At 73.7% G+C, this 17,774-nt stretch carries 15 protein-coding genes; 10 read left to right on the plus strand and 5 right to left on the minus strand.

What is annotated here, in order from left to right:
* Positions 1-3: 3 nt before the first annotated feature.
* On the plus strand, positions 4-642 hold the full coding sequence (recX, locus tag QBL21_RS09585; RefSeq protein WP_407561623.1) for a recombination regulator RecX: 639 nt from the start codon (positions 4-6) through the stop codon (positions 640-642).
* 396 nt (positions 643-1,038) lie between these two features.
* Here the strand turns inward: recX and lexA are convergent, their stop codons facing one another.
* The gene (gene lexA, locus QBL21_RS09590; RefSeq protein WP_407561624.1) at positions 1,039-1,830 is read right to left on the minus strand and encodes a transcriptional repressor LexA; all 792 of its coding nucleotides are present in this window, start codon (positions 1,828-1,830) and stop codon (positions 1,039-1,041) included.
* A gap of 520 nt (positions 1,831-2,350) precedes the next feature.
* Here lexA and nrdR point away from each other — a divergent pair.
* Together nrdR and QBL21_RS09600 are read left to right on the plus strand one after the other, a co-directional pair.
* On the plus strand, positions 2,351-2,944 hold the full coding sequence (gene nrdR, locus QBL21_RS09595; protein WP_407561625.1) for a transcriptional regulator NrdR: 594 nt from the start codon (positions 2,351-2,353) through the stop codon (positions 2,942-2,944).
* Between the two features lie 147 nt (positions 2,945-3,091).
* Positions 3,092-5,974 (plus strand): vitamin B12-dependent ribonucleotide reductase, encoded by a 2,883-nt coding sequence (locus QBL21_RS09600; protein ID WP_407561626.1) that lies wholly within the window; start codon positions 3,092-3,094, stop codon positions 5,972-5,974.
* Positions 5,975-6,097: 123 nt separating this feature from the next.
* Here QBL21_RS09600 and QBL21_RS09605 read toward each other — a convergent pair whose 3' ends face one another.
* The gene (locus QBL21_RS09605) at positions 6,098-7,000 is read right to left on the minus strand and encodes a LysR family transcriptional regulator (RefSeq protein WP_407561627.1); all 903 of its coding nucleotides are present in this window, start codon (positions 6,998-7,000) and stop codon (positions 6,098-6,100) included.
* 101 nt (positions 7,001-7,101) lie between these two features.
* Here QBL21_RS09605 and QBL21_RS09610 point away from each other — a divergent pair, with 101 nt between their 5' ends.
* The 3 genes from QBL21_RS09610 to QBL21_RS09620 are packed head-to-tail and all read left to right on the plus strand — an operon-like array spanning position 7,102 to position 9,300.
* Positions 7,102-7,524: a RidA family protein gene (locus QBL21_RS09610; protein WP_407561628.1), complete on the plus strand. Its 423-nt coding sequence runs from the start codon at positions 7,102-7,104 to the stop codon at positions 7,522-7,524.
* A gap of 53 nt (positions 7,525-7,577) precedes the next feature.
* Positions 7,578-8,183, plus strand: a complete 606-nt coding sequence (locus QBL21_RS09615) for a YdbC family protein (protein ID WP_407561629.1) — start codon at positions 7,578-7,580, stop codon at positions 8,181-8,183.
* Positions 8,184-8,214: 31 nt separating this feature from the next.
* Positions 8,215-9,300: an ADP-ribosylglycohydrolase family protein gene (locus QBL21_RS09620; RefSeq protein ID WP_407561630.1), complete on the plus strand. Its 1,086-nt coding sequence runs from the start codon at positions 8,215-8,217 to the stop codon at positions 9,298-9,300.
* Positions 9,301-9,534: 234 nt separating this feature from the next.
* Here QBL21_RS09620 and QBL21_RS09625 read toward each other — a convergent pair whose 3' ends face one another.
* Positions 9,535-11,016 (minus strand): MFS transporter, encoded by a 1,482-nt coding sequence (locus tag QBL21_RS09625; protein ID WP_407566362.1) that lies wholly within the window; start codon positions 11,014-11,016, stop codon positions 9,535-9,537.
* 180 nt (positions 11,017-11,196) lie between these two features.
* On the opposite strand from QBL21_RS09625, the gene QBL21_RS09630 reads away from it, so the two are divergent.
* The 3 genes from QBL21_RS09630 (at position 11,197) to QBL21_RS09640 (ending at position 13,375) form a co-directional block, all read left to right on the plus strand.
* Positions 11,197-11,835: a TetR/AcrR family transcriptional regulator gene (locus QBL21_RS09630; RefSeq protein ID WP_407561631.1), complete on the plus strand. Its 639-nt coding sequence runs from the start codon at positions 11,197-11,199 to the stop codon at positions 11,833-11,835.
* A gap of 119 nt (positions 11,836-11,954) precedes the next feature.
* A complete protein-coding gene (locus tag QBL21_RS09635) occupies positions 11,955-12,668 on the plus strand; it encodes a ribonuclease HII (protein ID WP_407561632.1) in 714 nt (237 codons plus the stop codon).
* A 122-nt stretch (positions 12,669-12,790) separates the two neighbouring features.
* Positions 12,791-13,375, plus strand: a complete 585-nt coding sequence (locus tag QBL21_RS09640; RefSeq protein ID WP_407561633.1) for a hypothetical protein — start codon at positions 12,791-12,793, stop codon at positions 13,373-13,375.
* 67 nt (positions 13,376-13,442) lie between these two features.
* Here the strand turns inward: QBL21_RS09640 and QBL21_RS09645 are convergent, their stop codons facing one another.
* Positions 13,443-14,093 carry a hypothetical protein gene (locus QBL21_RS09645; protein WP_407561634.1) on the minus strand — a complete coding sequence of 217 codons (651 nt, stop codon included), beginning with the start codon at positions 14,091-14,093 and terminating at the stop codon, positions 13,443-13,445.
* A 426-nt stretch (positions 14,094-14,519) separates the two neighbouring features.
* On the opposite strand from QBL21_RS09645, the gene QBL21_RS09650 reads away from it, so the two are divergent.
* On the plus strand, positions 14,520-16,679 hold the full coding sequence (locus QBL21_RS09650) for a DEAD/DEAH box helicase (protein ID WP_407561635.1): 2,160 nt from the start codon (positions 14,520-14,522) through the stop codon (positions 16,677-16,679).
* A gap of 34 nt (positions 16,680-16,713) precedes the next feature.
* Here QBL21_RS09650 and QBL21_RS09655 read toward each other — a convergent pair whose 3' ends face one another.
* A complete protein-coding gene (locus tag QBL21_RS09655) occupies positions 16,714-17,583 on the minus strand; it encodes an SAM-dependent methyltransferase (RefSeq protein WP_407561636.1) in 870 nt (289 codons plus the stop codon).
* Between the last annotated feature and the right edge of the window lie 191 nt (positions 17,584-17,774).

The following is a 17,774-nucleotide window of genomic DNA, read 5'->3' on the forward strand; positions in this document are numbered from 1 at the left end:
CCCGTGGTCCGGCGCACCGACTGGCCGCTCCCGCCCCCGGACGACGGCCGCCCCCCGCTCGGGGGCGGCCCGGAGGACGGCACCGCCCGGCGGGGGCGGTCGCGGGGGCGGCGGGAGCCGTCCGAGGGGCGGGTGCGGGGGACGTCGCTCAGTCCGGAGGAGCGGGCACGGGCGATCTGCCTGCGCCTGCTCACCGGCTCGCCGCGTACCCGTAAGCAGCTCGCGGACGCGCTCGCCAAGCGGGACGTCGACGCCGAGGTGTCGGAGGCCGTGCTCGACCGCCTCGAAGCGGCCGGGCTCATCAACGACGCGGCGTTCGCCGGCGCCTGGGTGGAGTCCCGGCACCACGGCCGGGGCCTCGCCCGCCGCGCGCTCGCGCGCGAACTGCGCACCCGGGGCGTGGAGTCCACCGTGGTGGACGAGGCCGTGAGCCGGCTCGACGCGGACACCGAGGAGGAGACGGCCCGCGAGCTGGTCGCCCGCAAGCTCCGCGCCACCCGCGGCCTGGACCGCGAGAAGCGCATCCGTCGGCTGGCGGGCATGCTGGCCCGCCGTGGTTACGGGGAAGGGCTGGCGATCCGCGTCGTCCGTGAGGCCCTGGAGGCGGAGGGCGAGGAGGTCGACGGCCTGCTGGAGGACTGAGCCGGGCGGATTCGACGGCGCCGGGGCGGGGCCGGCTCGGCGCCGTAGACGGCCGTCGAGCGGGCCGGGGTATGTCGCCGTAGCAGCGCTGACGGCAGAAGCGTGGGCTCCGCGCTGCCGTGCGTTCCCGGCCCGGCAGAGCTGAGCGGTCCGGAGTGGCGCGGGTCCGTCGCGGCCCGGGGCGGCGTCCCCGATGTCCGCCCTCGACGTCCGCACTTCCGCGGCACGCACCGTGTCCGTGGCACGCGCCCCGGGGCGTCCGTGAGTGTCGTCCGCGAGGCAGCGTCTCCGCTGTGCCCGCGTGCCGGCCGCCGCCGCGGCCGGTTCGCGACACTCCGCGCCGCGCAATGCGGCGGCCCGGGGCCAGGGTCCCGGGCCGGATATGCCGTGCCGGGGTCAGACCCGGCGGAGGACCGCGACGACCTTGCCGAGGATCGTCGCCTCGTCGCCGGGAATCGGCTGGTACGCCGTGTTGTGCGGGAGCAGCCACACGTGGCCGTCCTCGCGCTTGAACCGCTTGACCGTGGCCTCGCCGTCCAGCATCGCGGCGACGATGTCGCCGTTCTCGGCGACCGGCTGACGGCGCACCGCGACCCAGTCGCCGTCGCAGATCGCCGCGTCGATCATCGAGTCGCCGACGACCTTCAGCACGAACAGCTCACCGTCGCCGACGAGCTGCCGCGGCAGCGGGAACACGTCCTCGACCGACTCCTCGGCGAGGATCGGGCCACCGGCGGCGATCCGGCCGACCAGCGGCACGTACGACGCGGCGGGCTTGCCCGTGGTGTCGGTGGCGGCCTGGCTGCTGGGCGTGTCCGCGCCGCGCACCTCGTACGCCCGCGGGCGGTGCGGGTCCCGGCGCAGGAAGCCCTTGCGCTCCAGGGCCATCAGTTGGTGCGCGACGGACGAGGTGGACGAGAGCCCGACGGCCTGGCCGATCTCGCGCATCGACGGGGGGTAGCCGCGGCGCTGCACCGAGTCGCGGATGACCTCGATGACGCGGCGCTGCCGCTCGGTCAGGCCCGAACTGTCGGCCCTGATGCCCGGCGGGCGCCCCGGCATGGAGCGCTTGGGTGGCTGCGCCTCGCCCTCGCGGCTGTCCCCGGAAGGCGGCGTGAGCTGCGGCTCTGCTGCCTGCTGGGGCCGTTCGTGGGCGGCGATGGCGGTGCTGTCTGCGGTAGTGGTCACGTCTTCGGGCCCCTCTCAGACGGGTCTCTCTCTCGTAGGACCAACGGTAGTTCCTTTCGAAAGGTTGCGCCAAACACACGTTCGAGTGAAAAACTTTGGTTTCACTTCCGTGATGCATCAAGTAGGTGTAAAGCGCTGGCCCGATGGCCGTTCGCCGCCCCGTGTCCCGCTCCGTGCCCCCGGCGCGCCGGGAGGCACCCGCGGCGCACCCGGGCGCGTCCCGGTGCCCCCGGGATCGTCCGTCCAGTTTGTCACCCTCGCCCCACCCGTGTCGCCGTACGCGCGCTCACGTAGGCTGCCGATGTCCCCGCCCGATCTCGCGGCGCGGCAACACGCTCTCCGCCCTCAATGGCAGCCAAACCCCAGATCTAGTGGTTAGATGGGTGTCAGCAGCCCACAAGTTGTGGTCCCCCTTCCTCTCACCGGAAGGGCATCCCATATGCTTGGAGCCTGCTCCGGCGGGCCGCGGGGGGTCGCCGGACCGACGTGCCGTATGCGAGAAGGGGAGGGTGGGAGAACGATGCACTGCCCCTTCTGCAGGCACCCCGACAGCCGGGTCGTCGACAGCCGCACCACCGACGACGGCGCAGCAATCCGCCGCCGCCGGCAGTGCCCCGACTGCTCGCGCCGCTTCACCACGGTGGAGACCGCGTCCCTGATGGTCATCAAGCGCAGCGGGGTCACCGAGCCCTTCAGCCGCGCCAAGGTGATCACCGGTGTCCACAAGGCCTGCCAGGGCCGCCCCGTCACCGAAGACGCGCTGGCCCAGCTCGGCCAGCGGGTCGAGGAGGCGATCCGGGCCACCGGCAGCGCCGAGGTCTCCAGCCACGACGTCGGGCTCGCCATACTGGGCCCGCTTCAGGATCTCGATCTCGTCGCCTACCTGCGCTTCGCCTCCGTGTACCGCGCCTTCGACTCCCTTGAGGACTTCGAGGACGCCATCACGCAGTTGCGGACCGCGGACAGGCCCCCCGCCGACAGCGGCGGCCCCGACGGACAGGACGGCCAGGCCCCACCTCCCGCGCCGGGCGACCCCGGCGCGCCCGGACCCGGCCGCAGTCCCGGCCGCGGCGAGGCCCCCGGAGTCCCGTCACCCGGCAGAGCGGCCGGCTGACGCCCACCGCGGGCCACCCGTCATCCACACCCGGCCGGCGTGCGGCGAAGCACGCCGCCCGCCTGCGGAAAAGCAGATCAAGAACAGGAACCGTGCCCGGGAAGATGCGGGCACATCAGGGCGTTCACGCCCGTATAGGGAGGCGGCATGACAGAGACGACGAGCGGCCCGGCGCGCAGTTCCCGCAAGGGCGGCGCCAAGGGGAGCAAGGGCCTGCGCATCGAGCGAATCCACACCACCCCCGGTCTGCACCCGTACGACGAGGTGGAGTGGGCGCGCCGTGACGTCGTCATGACCAACTGGCGCGACGGTTCGGTCAACTTCGAGCAGCGCGGCGTGGAGTTTCCCGAGTTCTGGGAGGCCAACGCCGTCAACATCGTCACGAGCAAGTACTTCCGCGGTGCGGTGGGCACCCCCAAGCGGGAGACGACCCTCAAGCAGGTCATCGACCGGATCGTGAAGACGTACCGGAAGGCCGGCGAGGACCACAGGTACTTCGCCTCGCCCGCGGACGCCGAGATCTTCGAGCACGAGCTGACCTACGCCCTGCTGCACCAGGTCTTCAGCTTCAACTCGCCGGTCTGGTTCAACGTCGGCACCCCGCAGCCCCAGCAGGTCAGCGCCTGCTTCATCCTCTCCGTCGACGACTCCATGGAGTCGATCCTCGACTGGTACAAGGAAGAGGGGATGATCTTCAAGGGCGGCTCGGGCGCCGGCCTCAACCTCTCCCGGATCCGCTCCAGCAAGGAACTCCTCTCCTCCGGCGGCAACGCCTCGGGGCCCGTCTCCTTCATGCGCGGCGCCGACGCCTCCGCCGGCACCATCAAGTCCGGCGGCGCCACCCGCCGCGCGGCGAAGATGGTCGTGCTCGACGTCGACCACCCCGACATCGAGGCGTTCATCGAGACCAAGGTCAAGGAAGAGGAGAAGATCCGCGCCCTGCGCGACGCGGGCTTCGACATGGACCTCGGCGGCGACGACATCACCTCCGTGCAGTACCAGAACGCGAACAACTCCGTGCGCGTCACCGACGACTTCATGAAGGCCGTCGAGGACGACGCGCAGTTCGGCCTGCGCGCCCGTATGACCGGCGAGGTCATCGAGGAGGTCGGGGCGAAGAAGCTGTTCCGGCAACTGGCCCAGGCCGCCTGGGCGTGCGCCGACCCCGGCATCCAGTACGACGACACCATCAACCACTGGCACACCGCGCCGGAGTCGGGCCGTATCACCGCCTCCAACCCGTGCAGCGAGTACATGCACCTGGACAACACCTCGTGCAACCTCGCCTCGCTCAACCTCATGAAGTTCCTCCGGCAGGACGCCGACGGCCGCCAGAGCTTCGAGGTGGAACGCTTCGCCAAGGTCGTCGAACTCGTCATCACGGCGATGGACATCTCCATCTCCTTCGCCGACTTCCCCACTCGGAAGATCGCCGAGAACACCCGCGCGTTCCGCCAGCTCGGCATCGGCTACGCCAACCTCGGCGCCCTGCTCATGGCCACCGGCCACGCCTACGACTCCGACGGCGGCCGCGCCCTCGCCGGCGCCATCACCTCCCTGATGACCGGCACCGCCTACAAGCGCTCCGCGCAACTGGCCGCCGCCGTCGGCGCGTACGACGGCTACGCCCGCAACGCCACCGCCCACAAGCGCGTCATGAAGCAGCACGCCGACGCCAACGACGAGGCCAAGCGGATGGACGACCTGGACACCCCCGTCTGGGCCGCCGCCACCGAAGCCTGGCAGGACGTCGTCCGCCTCGGCGACAAGAACGGCTACCGCAACGCCCAGGCGTCGGTGCTGGCCCCGACGGGGACCATCGGCCTGGCGATGTCGTGCGACACGACGGGGATCGAGCCGGACCTGGCGCTGGTGAAGTTCAAGAAGCTGGTCGGCGGCGGCTCGATGCAGATCGTCAACCAGACGGTGCCGATGGCGCTGAAGCGGCTGGGGTACCAGGAGGAGCAGATCGAGGCGATCGTGGCGCACATCGCCGAGAACGGGAGCGTCATCGACGCCCCCGGCCTGAGGCTGGAGCACTACGAGATCTTCGACTGCGCGATGGGCGACCGGGCCATCTCCCCCCTGGGGCACGTCCGGATGATGGCCGCCACGCAGCCGTTCCTCTCGGGCGCCATCTCCAAGACCGTGAACATGCCGGAGAAGGCCACGGTCGAGGAGATCGAAGAGGTCTACTACGAGGGCTGGAAGCTGGGGCTCAAGGCACTCGCCATCTACCGCGACAACTGCAAGGTCGGCCAGCCGCTGTCGGCGAAGAAGAAGGAGGCCGACAAGGCGGGCGAGAAGGCGGAGGCGACGATCCGCGAGGCCGTGGAGAAGGTCGTCGAGTACCGCCCGGTGCGCCGCCGCCTCCCCAAGGGCCGCCCCGGCATCACCACGTCCTTCACGGTCGGCGGCGCCGAGGGCTACATGACCGCCAACTCCTACCCGGACGACGGGCTGGGCGAGGTCTTCCTGAAGATGTCCAAGCAGGGCTCGACCCTCGCGGGCATGATGGACGCCTTCTCCATCGCGGTCTCGGTGGGCCTCCAGTACGGGGTGCCGCTGGAGACGTACGTCTCGAAGTTCACGAACATGCGCTTCGAGCCGGCCGGCATGACGGACGACCCGGACGTGCGGATGGCGCAGTCGATCGTCGACTACATCTTCCGCCGCCTGGCGCTGGACTTCCTGCCGTTCGAGACCCGCTCGGCGCTGGGCATCCACTCCGCGGAGGAGCGCGAGCGGCACCTGGAGACCGGTTCGTACGAGCCGACGGACGACGAACTGGACGTCGAGGGCCTGGCCCAGTCGGCCCCCCGCGAGCCGGCGACCCTCCCGGCCCCGCCGGTGACGGTCGAACAGGCCAAGCCGGCCCCGCTGGAGGCGCACACGTCGGCGGAGCTGGTGGAGATGCAGCTCGGCATCCAGGCGGACGCCCCGCTGTGCTTCTCGTGCGGCACGAAGATGCAGCGGGCGGGAAGCTGCTACATCTGCGAGGGCTGCGGCTCGACCAGCGGTTGCAGCTAGGGCGGGCGCGGCTCGCGTCCTCGCCGTGCGGGACGTGACCCGCGTGCCTGGCTGATCGCACGCCCCGAGGGGGACCGGCTACCGGCCGGTCCCCCTCTTCGTGTTCCGGAGCGGGGCGCCGCGTCAGCCTGTGGTGGCCCGGACCGCGCGGCGCAGGTACGGGAGGAAGCCCGCCACCGCCGGGGGGTGGGTGCCGGTGCGGGGGGTGGCGGTGTGGACGGTGCGGGTGGGGGCGTCGGCGGGGTGCAGGGCCGCCAGGGTCACGCCGCGGGGGAGTGCGTCGGCGGCGAGCGCCGGGACGAGGGTGAGGCCGAGGCCGGCCGCGACGAAGCCGAACTTCGCCGTCCACTCGCGGGCGACGAAGTCGATACGGGGCCGGAAGCCCTGGCGCAGGCAGGCGCTGATCAGGGTCTCCTCCGGCGCCTGGCTGCCCGCGACCCAGCTCTCGCCGGCCAGGTCCGCCAGCCGCAGCGGTCGGGCGCTCCCGGCCAGCCGGTGGCCGGCGGGGAGCGCGACGAGCACCGTTTCGTCGAGGAGATGCGTCAGGGCCACGGTCTCGTACGCCGCCACCTGCTCCGGGTAGCCCGAGACCAGCGCCAGGTCCAGCCCGCCGGCCGCCAGCGCGGCGACGTGGTCGCGGCTGTAGCCCTCGACGTGCGTCACGCGCACGCCCGGGTGGTCGGCGGCGAAGGCGGCCAGTGCGCGGGGTACGAGGGCGGCGTCCGCGGTGGCGAAGGAGCCGAGCCGCAGCCGCCCGGCGGCCAGCCGGTCCAGGGCGGCGAGGTCGCGGCGGGCGTCGGCGAGGCGGTCGAGGGCGGCCTCGGCGTGGCCGAGGGCGTGGCGTCCGTGCTGGGTCAGCCGTACGCCGCGGGGCAGCCGGTCGAAGAGCGGGGCGCCGAACTCCGTTTCCAGCGCGGCGATCTGCCGGGAGACGGCGGACTGCGTGAAGCCCAGTTCGGTGCCGGCGGCGGTGAAGGAGCCGTGCCGGGCGACGGCGCGGAAGACCTCCAGCCAGGCGGTGTCCATACGGGGCTCCCGGGGCGAGACGAGGCATGCGGTATCCGCATCGTATGCATGCGGGACATTCGTTGGTCAGATGGGTGGGAGGGCGCCTAGCGTTTCGGCCCATGACGATGCAGAAGACCTTCGACAACCCCGCCGCCGTCCCCGCGCCCGCGGGCCGCTTCTCCCACGTCGTACGCCTCGATCTCGGCGGCGACGGCGCGCTGCTGTTCGTCTCCGGGCAGGTCGCGCTGGACGCCGACGGGCGGGTCGTCGGCCCCGGGGACATGCGCGCGCAGGCCCGGCACGTGATGGAGAGCCTGGAGGCGATCCTCGCCGCGCACGGCGGGACGTTCGCGGACGTGGTGAACATACGCTCGTTCGTCACCGATATGAGCGCGCTCGCCGAGTACGCGGAGGTGCGCCGCGGGTACTTCTCCGGCCCGCCGCCGTCCAGTACGACCGTGGAGGTCTCCCGGCTCTTCAGGGACGGCGCGCTGCTGGAGGTGGAGGTCGTCGCGGCGGTGACGGGCGGTGAGGGGGCGTGAACTCCCCCTCGCACGCCGGTGATCGCCGCTGAGCCAGGCCGTACGATGGCGCGGTGCTGGTCAAGTGGATTCGCTGCACCGTGGTGGACCGCCGGGGTTTCGAGCGGGGGCAGCGAAAGTGGGCGGGGCTGCCCGGCGAACCGGGCTTTCTCGGGCAGGGCGGGGGCTGGAGCCGGGCGCGCGAGGGTGTGGTGCACCTCGTTGCCTTCTGGGAGAGCAGGGCGCTGTACGACTCGTTCATGGCGCGCTCCCACGACCGGCTCGCGACGGCCCAGCTCGGCACGTTCCGGGACATGCGGGTGCGGCTCTTCGAGCACCGGATGGACGTGAAGGTGGGCTTCGAGCCGCACTTCGACGGCGCCGACGTGATGCGGCTGGCGCACTGCCGGGTGCGCGAGGAGCGGGTGGAGCACTTCACACTGATGCAGGAGAAGGTGTGGAACCCGGCGATGGCGGGGTCCCCGGGGATGCTGCGAGGGGTGCTGGGGCAGTCGGGGGAGGGGGAGTTCCTCGTGCTGTCGCTGTGGTGGTCGGAGGCCGAGCACGGCAAGTACCGCGAGGAGCGGGTGGAGCGCCTGGCGGTGCGTGCGCAGACCGCGGCGGATGTGGCGGCGCTGGCGGGGGACGTGGTGGATCTGGAGTCGTCCTGGACCGTCTGACCGGGCGCCCGGCCGCTACGCTGTGGCCGAGATGACACCGGACCCTGCTCCCGCCCCGCCGCCGGACCCGTCCCCGGCTCCGGACCCGGCGAAGGACCCGGCTCCGGGCACGGTCGCCGCGGCGGCCGGACCCGGCCGGGACGTCGGCGTGCCCCGCGACCCCGGGGCGCGCGTGCCCGACGTACGCCTGGCGCGTGCCCTCGCGAGCCTGCGCGGGCTTGCCGTCGGCGACGCGCTCGGCGCCCGGTACACCGAGCCCGGCAGCTTTCCCCTGCTGGCCCGCCGCGAGTTGCCGCCCGCGCCGTGGCGGTGGACCGACGACACCGAGATGGCGTCGTCGGTCGTGGCGGTGCTCGCCGCCCACGGCCGCGTCGAGCAGGACGCGCTGGCGGCGTCGTTCGCCGGCCGGCAGAACGCCGGCGGCCCCCGCGGCTACGGGCGCGCGGTGAACCGGATCCTGCGGCAGGTGCGCGACGGCGAGGACTGGCGCCGGCTCGCCGCCGCCCTCTTCGACGGGCAGGGCTCCTGGGGCAACGGGGCGGCGATGCGGGTGGCGCCGCTGGGCGCCTGGTACGCGGGGGACGTCGAGGAGGCGGTGCGGCAGGCGGAGGTCTCGTCGTACGTCACCCACCAGCACCGCGAGGCCGTCACCGGCTGCATGGCGGTGGCCGCGGCGGCGGCGCTGGCCGCCGACCGGCCTGCCGGTGCCGCGGAGGGCGCGGCGGGTTCGGAGGGCACCCCGTGGCTCGCGGACGGTGCCGCCCTGCTCGACCGGGTGATCGCGCTGGTGCCGCGCAGCGCCGTCGCCCAAGGGCTGCGCCGGGCGCGGGACATGCTCGACTACGACGACGTCGCCACCGTCGCCGCCGTGCTGGGCAACGGCCGCCGTACCAGCGCGCACGACACCGTGCCGTTCGCCCTGTGGTCCGCCGCCCGCCACCTCGGCGACTTCGCGGGCGCCTTCTGGGCGACGGCGCAGGCCGGCGGGGACGTGGACACCATGTGCGCGATCGTCGGCGGAGTGCTCGCGGGCGCGGCGGCCGGGGCACCGCCCGCGGCGTGGGTACGGGACGTGGAGCCGCTGCCGGAGTGGGTTCCGGCGGTCGCGCAGGCGTGACGGGAGCGGGCCGCGCCACGATGGCGCGCGGCCGGCCGCGCACCCGCGGGTGAACCGGCGCGCGGCCCCGCGACGCGGCACCGGCGGCGAGGCACGTAGCACAGACGGCACCGTGCACGGCGAAGCCCGCGGCGTACGCGACCGGGCCGGCGACCCTCGCGGCGTGCGGGGTGAGCTACCCCGGTGGCCCCACCCCGCTACTGGCGGGGCCACCGGCTTCCAGGGGGCGCCGCCTCAGGCGACGCCCGGTCCCGCCGAACCGGACAGGGCTTCGAGGTCGCTCTTGCGCACCTTGATCGCCACCGCGGCGACGATCACGGCGAGCAGCACCATGGCGGTGGCCGCCAGGAACCCCTGGGACATGCCCTCCGCCAGCACCTTCTGGCTCCACGGCGGCGGCAGTTCGCCGGACTTCTCGAAGGCCGCCTTCTGGGCGGGCGTGGCCGCCTCCAGGAACGCCGGAACCTGCTTCTCCGCCTCGTCCCTGCTGGCGGTGCCGAACACGGTGGTCAGAATGGACAGGCCGAGTGAACCGCCCACCTGCTGCGTGGCGTTGAGCATGCCGGAGGCGGCGCCCGCCTCGTGTGGCGCGACGCCGGACACGGCGGTGATGGTGAGCGTCACGAAGTTCATCCCCATGCCGAAGCCGAAGACGACCTCGGGCCCGAACACCCCGCCCAGGAACGAGCTGTCGGTGTCCAGGAAGACCAGCCACGCCATGCCCACCGCGGTGATCAGCGAGCCGCCGACCATGAACGGCTTGGGCCCGAGCACCGGCAGGAACCTCTGCGCGAGGCCCGCGCTGAGGACGATCGCCACGGTGATCGGCAGGAACGCCACGCCCGCCTTGATCGGGCTGTAGCCGAGGACGTTCTGCACGAACAGCACGAGGTAGAAGAAGATGCCGAACATGGCGGCCGCCAGGCTCAGCATGATCACGTACGTGCCCGAGCGGTTGCGGTCGGCGAACATCTTCAGCGGCGTGATGGGGTCCTTGGCGCTGCGCTCGACGAAGACGAACGCCACCAGCAGGATCGCGGCCGCGATGAACGAGCCGATCGTCAGGCTGTCCCGCCAGCCCTCCTCGGCGGCGCGGATGAACCCGTAGACGAGCGCGGCCATACCGGTGGTGGACGTCAGTGCGCCGGCCACGTCGAAGCGTCCGGGGTGCCGCTCCGACTCGTTGATGTACACCGGGACGGCGGCGATGATCAGCACGCCGATGGGCACGTTGACGAAGAGCACCCAGCGCCAGTCGAGCCACTCGGTCAGCATGCCGCCGGCCAGCAGGCCGATGGCGCCGCCGCCCGCCGACACCGCCGCGAAGACACCGAATGCCCGGTTGCGCTCGGGGCCCTCGGGGAACGTGGTGGTGACGAGCGCGAGCGAGGTGGGCGAGGCGATGGCGCCGCCGACGCCCTGGAGGGCGCGGGCCAGGAGCAACTGCCACGGCTCCTGCGCGAAGCCGCCGAGCAGCGAGGCGATGATGAAGAGCGCGATGCCGAAGGTGAAGACGCGGCGCCGGCCGAGGATGTCCCCGGCGCGGCCGCCGAGGAGCAGCAGACCTCCGAAGGTCAGGGTGTACGCGCTGACGGCCCACGTCAGGCCGGTGGTCGAGAAGCCCAGGGAGTCCTGGATGTGCGGGAGGGCGATGTTCACGATCGTCGCGTCGAGCACGACCATCAGTTGACAGGCTGCGATGATGACCAGCGCCATGTTGCGCTGGTCACCACGGGGGGCCTTGCCCGCCGTCCGCTCGTTCGCTAGTTGAGAGGCTGTCACCATGTTCCCCATACATGTGAAATAGTGAACGGTAGCGTTCACTGATGGGATGAGCGTAGGGGTCCCCAAGAGGGAACGCAAGCGTTCACTATGGCCGCTGATGGAGAGACCGATATGGGTAGTTCGCGCCGGACCGCTCCCGGAGCGTTCACCGAGAACAGCCAGAGCCAGGGCGGCGGTGTACGCCGCCGCGGTGACGTGCTCGAACGCGCCATCCTGGACGCCGCCCTGGAGCAGTTGGGCGCCGCCGGCTGGAAGGGGCTGACCATCGAGGGCGTCGCCGCCCGCGCGCAGACCGGGAAGGCGGCCGTCTACCGGCGGTGGGCGTCGAAGTCGGCCCTCGTCGAGGACGCGCTACGGGCCGGGGTGCCCCCGCTGGAGACGCAGCCGGACCAGGGCAGCCTGCGGGCCGACCTCACCGAGTTCTGCCGGGCGCTGCGCGACCGGATGTACTCCAGCGGCGGCCAGGCGCTGCGCGCCGTGCTCGACGAGTGCGACCGCGAGCAGGCCGAGCAGTTCCACGAGGTGATCATGGGGCAGATCATCGACCCGGGCAAGGCGCTCATCGCGGAGCTGCTGCGCCGCGGCGTCGAGCGGGGGGACGTGCGGCCGGAGGTGAACGGGGACCTGGTGCTCGACGTGCTGCCGGCGATGATGATGTACCGGCACAAGACCACCGGCCGGGACCTCAGCGAAGAGGACATGGACGAGATGGTCGACCAGGTGATGGTGCCGCTGCTGCACGCGGACTGACGGTCTGCGCCCGGCTCGTACGCGAGTCGGGCGCGCGGCGTACGCGAGGGTGCCGGGTGGGCGTACGGTGCCGCGCGGGTGGGCGAGAGGCGCCCGGGGGCGGGTCGTAAGCTGGCCCTGTGAGTCCCTACGAGCCGCCCACCCACCGCGTCGAGCGCTCCCTGCGCGCCACCACGGGCGCGAAGGTCGTCGCAGGCGTCGACGAGGTCGGCAGGGGTGCGTGGGCCGGACCCGTCACCGTGTGCGCGGCCGTCACCGGCCTGCGCCGCGCGCCCGAAGGGCTCACCGACTCCAAGCTGTTGACGGTCAAGCGGCGCGAAGAACTCGCGGGCGAGCTGACGGGGTGGGTCACCGCGCACGCGCTGGGCCACGCCTCGTCGCAGGAGATCGACGAGCTGGGCATGACCGCGTGCCTGCGGCTCGCCGCGGGCCGGGCGCTGGAGGCGCTGCCCGTACGGCCGGACGCGATCATCCTCGACGGCAAGCACGACTACCTCGGGGCGCCCTGGCGGGTCCGTACGGTGATCAAGGGCGACCAGTCGTGCGTCGCGGTCGCCGCCGCGTCCGTGCTCGCCAAGGTCCACCGGGATGCCCGCATGGCCGAACTGGGCGCCGAGCGGGCCGAGTACGAGCCGTATGCGTTCGGCGACAACGCCGGCTACCCCTCGCCCGTGCACCGCTCCGCCCTCCAGGAGCACGGGCCCACCGGCCACCACCGGCTCTCCTGGGCGTACATGGACGCGCTCGCGAAGTGGCAGCACCTGAAGCGGCCGCGGCTCGCACCCGAGGCCGCGGAGCTGGAGGCCGCCGGGCAGATGGGGCTCGACATCTGACGTCCGCGGCCCGGGAGTCGGGGCCGCGGAGGCCGCCGCGGGCGCGGCGCGCCCGACCGCCGGACCGTTCAGGTGCCCACCCGCTGATGTGCTTGTCACAGCCGTTTGATAGACATGCGCCCATGCCTCTCCCTGCCGAGGACTCTCCCACCCACGAGAGCGTCCCGGGCCGCAGTGCGCCCCCTCGTCCCATCCCAGGCCCCCGCCCCGTACGGCCGCGTGGCGGATCCCGTTCCGGCCCCGGTGGCCGCGGCCCCGGTGCCACCGCGCCCGGTGCCCGTCCTGCACCCTCCGGCGGCCAGGGCAGGCCCGCCGGCGGGCCGCAGCTCCAACTCATCCCCGCGACGCCCGACGCCGCCGTCGACGCCGCCGACGAAGCCGTCGACCTGTTGCTGGAGTCCGGCCGCGCGCCGGCCGAGATCCTGGTCCTCACCACCGGCGAGCCGCACCCGTGGGCCGCCCACGAGTTGTCGTTCGGCGAGGACGGCTACTGGGCGCAGGAGGCCGCCGGCGACGACGTCTTCTACGCCGACGCCGCCGCCGCGGAGCGGCTGGCCCGTCGGCCGGTGGTCGTCGTCGCCGTCAACGGCGGCGGCGACGAGGCGACGGCGGCGGCGCTGCCGGCGGCGATGGCCCGCGCGGCGGCGCTGCTGATCCTCTGCGGCGACGCCGACTACATCAACGGCATCCTGGGCGTCTCGGCCTGAGCGCCGCACCCCTCCCGCGGGCGGGGCGCGGCGCCGCGGCCCGTAGCGCTCCGCGGCCGTGGGCGGCTCAGACCGCCCACGAGACGTCCGGCTCCGCGTCCGCCTCCCGCGGCGCGGCGTCCGGCGGCTGGAGCGCCCGCGGGCCCGGGGTGGCGGCGAGCTGTGCCGCGTGCGCGTCCGTCGTGGACTCCCCGTCCGCGGCCGGGCCGCCCGCGTAGGGCCGGCGACCGCCGCGGCCCTCGCCCAGCACCTGCCAGCCGCCGCCGGTGAGCGTGATGTACGCGCCGCAGCGCAGCCCGTGCAGCGTGCAGGCGTCCCGCAGCCCCCACATCCACGCGCCGTCCTCCTCCGTCCAGCCCGCGTCCCCGGCGCGGCAGTACAGCAGCACGGCCGTACGGACCGGGAAGCGCCGGCGCAGGTCGTGCGGCATGACCCGGCGCAGCCGGCTCAGCAGCGCGTTGCGCATGTCCCAGCCGTCCACGGCGGCCTCCGGGCGCCCCACCTCGCCGCGCGACAGCGACGCGCTCGCGCGCAGCCGCTCGTCGGGGTCGAGCACGGCGACCACCGCGGTCCGCGGCGCGGGGCGGTGGCGGGCGTGCAGGCCGGTGACGATCTCACGGGGGTTGCGCAGCAGCGGGATCCCGGCCGCCGCCCACTCGGCGGGTTCGAGGATGCGGCCGGACGGGCCTGGGTCGCCGGTGGCGGGGCCGAAGACCAAGGGCCCTCCCTGGGGCTGTGGGGCGTACGGAACGCACGGCGGGGCGAACGGGCGTGAGCGCGCAGCATCGAGCAGCCCGGAGAACCGGGCGGGCGCTGGGAGCGAATCTCAATTCTCCCCGCCGAACTGGCCTGCGGCAATGCGGCATTGTCGACAGGTCCATCTTCTTTGCCCGTCGCCCGGCCGCGGTACGGGCTGTTCGCCGGCTCGTCTCCGGCCGCTCCCGGGCTCTTCCCGGGCTGTTCTCCCGCCGCTGCCGGCCGCTGCCGGGCAGTTTCCGGGCCGGTTCAGGGCCGTTTCTGGCCGCTTCCCGGGGCACGTCCGGGGCGCGGCGGGCCGGTGTCCAACTGCTGTCCAACTGCGTTTCCGCGGCAAACACCGTGCGTGAGGTGGCTGACTGTCGGTGCCATCGGGTTGCATGGGGGCATGGACGATCAGGAGCTGCGCGCCGAAGCCGACGCCGTTCTCGCCGGGCTCGTCGGCGACCCCGGCGGCCCCGCCCGGCTGCGGGAGGACCAGTGGCAGGCCGTGGCGGCCCTGGTGCGCGAGCGCCGCCGCGCCCTGGTGGTGCAGCGCACCGGCTGGGGCAAGTCTGCGGTGTACTTCGTGGCCACGGCGCTGCTGCGGCGCCGCGGCGCGGGCCCCACGGTGATCGTGTCGCCGCTGCTGGCGCTCATGCGCAACCAGGTCGAGGCCGCGTCGCGGGCCGGTATCCGGGCCCGTACGATCAACTCGGCCAACCCCGAGGAGTGGGGCGCCATCCACGAGGAGGTCGAGCGCGGGGAGACCGACGTGCTCCTCGTCAGCCCCGAGCGGTTGAACTCCGTGGACTTCCGAGACCGGCTGCTGCCCGAGCTGGCCGCCACCACCGGCCTGCTCGTCGTCGACGAGGCGCACTGCATCTCCGACTGGGGCCACGACTTCCGCCCCGACTACCGGCGGCTGCGCGCCATGCTCGCCGACCTGCCCCAGGGCGTCCCGGTGCTGGCGACCACCGCGACGGCCAACGCGCGCGTGACCGCCGACGTCGCCGAGCAGCTCGGCACCGGCGGCGGCGAGGCCCTGGTGCTGCGCGGCCCGCTGGACCGGGAGAGCCTGCGGCTCGGCGTGGTCCGGCTGCCCGACGCGGCGCACCGCCTCGCCTGGCTCGCCGAGCACCTGGGCGAGCTGCCGGGCTCCGGGATCGTCTACGCCCTCACCGTCGCCGCCGCCGAGGAGGCCGCCGCCTTTCTGCGGCAGCGCGGCTTCCCCGTCGCCTCGTACACGGGCCGCACGGAGAACGCCGACCGGCTGCAAGCCGAGGAGGACCTGCTGGCGAACCGGGTCAAGGCGCTGGTCGCGACATCGGCGCTGGGCATGGGTTTCGACAAGCCGGACCTGGGCTTCGTCGTCCACCTCGGCTCGCCGTCCTCCCCGATCGCCTACTACCAGCAGGTGGGGCGCGCCGGCCGCGGCGTCGACCACGCCGACGTACTGCTGCTGCCCGGCCGGGAGGACGAGGCCATCTGGCGCTACTTCGCCGACACCGCCTTCCCGCCCGAGGCGCAGGTCCGCCAGACCCTCGCCGCGCTCGCGGACGCCGGCCGCCCGCTGTCCGTCCCGGCCCTGGAAGCAGCCGTCGACCTGCGGCGCACGCGGCTGGAGACGATGCTCAAGGTGCTCGACGTCGACGGGGCGGTCCGGCGGGTCAAGGGCGGCTGGACGGCCACAGGCCGGGAGTGGCACTACGACACCGGGCGGTACGCGTGGGTGGCGCGGCAGCGCGCGGCCGAGCAGCAGGCCATGCGGGACTACGTGAGCACATCGGGCTGCCGTATGGAGTTCCTGCGCGGACAGTTGGACGACGAGGGCGCGGCGCCGTGCGGGCGCTGCGACAACTGCGCGGGCGCCTGGATCGACGCCGGCGTCTCGGCGGAGGCGCTGACGGGGGCGGAGAAGGAACTGGACCGGCCGGGCACCGAGGTCGAGCCGCGCCGGATGTGGCCGACCGGCATGGCCGCGCTGGGCATCGACCTCAAGGGCCGTATCCCGGCGGGGGAGCAGGGCTCCACCGGCCGGGCCCTGGGGCGCCTCTCCGACATCGGCTGGGGCAACCGGCTGCGCCCGCTGCTCGCGGAGAACGCCGCGGACGGGCCCGTTCCCGACGATGTGCTGCGGGCGGCCGTCGACGTCCTCGCCGACTGGGCGCGCTCCCCGGGCGGCTGGGCGTCGGACGGACCGGAGAGCCCGGCGCGGCCGGTGGGCGTCGTCGCCGTGCCGTCCGCGGCCCGGCCGCAGATGGTCGACTCGCTCGCCCGGGGCATCGCGACCGTCGGGCGGCTGCCGTACCTCGGCACGCTGTCCTACGCGGGCCCCGACGGCGGCCACTCCGTCCGGCGCAGCAACTCCGCCCAGCGGCTTGCCACACTGACCGGCGCGTTCGCCGTCTCCGACGACCTCGCCGCCGCCCTGGCCGGCACCCCCGGCCCGGTGCTGCTGATCGACGACTACACCGACTCCGGCTGGACACTCGCCGTCGCGGCCCGTGTGCTGCGCCGGGCGGGCGCCCAGGCGGTGCTGCCGCTGGTCCTCGCGGCGACCGGCTGAGCCGGGCCGGGGGCGTCGCCCGCGGCGCGGGGCGCTACGGCTTGCGCAGGAGGTAGAGGAAGTAGCCGAGGTGGTCGCGGACGAAGGTGCGGAACACCGGGATCGAGGCGTCCATCGCCGCGGTCGCCTCGGGCCCGTAGCGCTCCAGGATCTCGTCGTGGTGGTCCCGGAACAGGACGGTCATGACCTCGGCGTTCATCAGGACGTCGGGGGTCTGGTTCTCCAGGCGCACCAGCTCGAAGCCCGCCTCGTACGCCAGCCGCAGGCCCTCCGCCAGCGGCAGCGGCGGCGGCGACGTCCAGACCTGCCGGAACGTCTCCAACTGGGCGGGCGACGGGTCGCCGCGGCGGGTGAACTCCGTCAGCAGGAACTGCCCGCCGCGCGGCAGCACGCGCCACGCCTGGCGCAGCCCGCGCAGGCGGTCGGCGATGTGGGCGAAGGAGTCGATGGCCCAGGCCGCGTCGAACGCCCCGTCCTCGTAGGGGAGTTCCAGCGCGTCGGCCAGGACGAACGACACGTGCTCCGAGAGCGACGCGGCGGCGGCCCGCTCCCGGGAGCGGGCGACCTGCGTCTCGCTGACGGTGACGCCCGTGACCCGGGCGCCGGTGCGCTCCGCGAGCCGCACGGCGGGGCCGCCGGTGCCGCTGCCGATGTCGAGCACGTGGTCGCCCGCGCCCGGCGCCAGGGTGTCGATGTAGTAGTCGGTCTGCCGGTCCATGGCCCGGTCGGCCAGCTCTCCGAGCGTCGTCGCCGGCGGGCCCGGGCCGCCGGCCGACCACCGGCCGACGTGGATGGCGGAGGAGCCCTGCGTCAGGTCGTACAGCGGGCCGAACCGGTCGTACGCGGAGCCGACCTCCCCGGGCGACGGGGGAGCGGGGTTGCTGTCGTGCGCATCGGATGCCATGGCGCGTCTGCCCCTTCGTGTCGGCGTACGTCGCCTTCCTCGCGTCACCGTAGGCGCCGCCGGGGCCGTCCGCGCGAACCGAACCGGCCAACCCGCGGTTTGGCCGGATTCCCCAGGTCCGCGAGGGTGATGGCATGACCCGGACAGGGGTTATCCACAGGGGTCGCGAATCCCGCGGAGACACGAAACCC

Origin of the sequence: Streptomyces sp. 184, assembly GCF_045781775.1 — a bacterium.
In the GTDB taxonomy this organism is placed as follows: Bacteria; Actinomycetota; Actinomycetes; order Streptomycetales; family Streptomycetaceae; genus Streptomyces.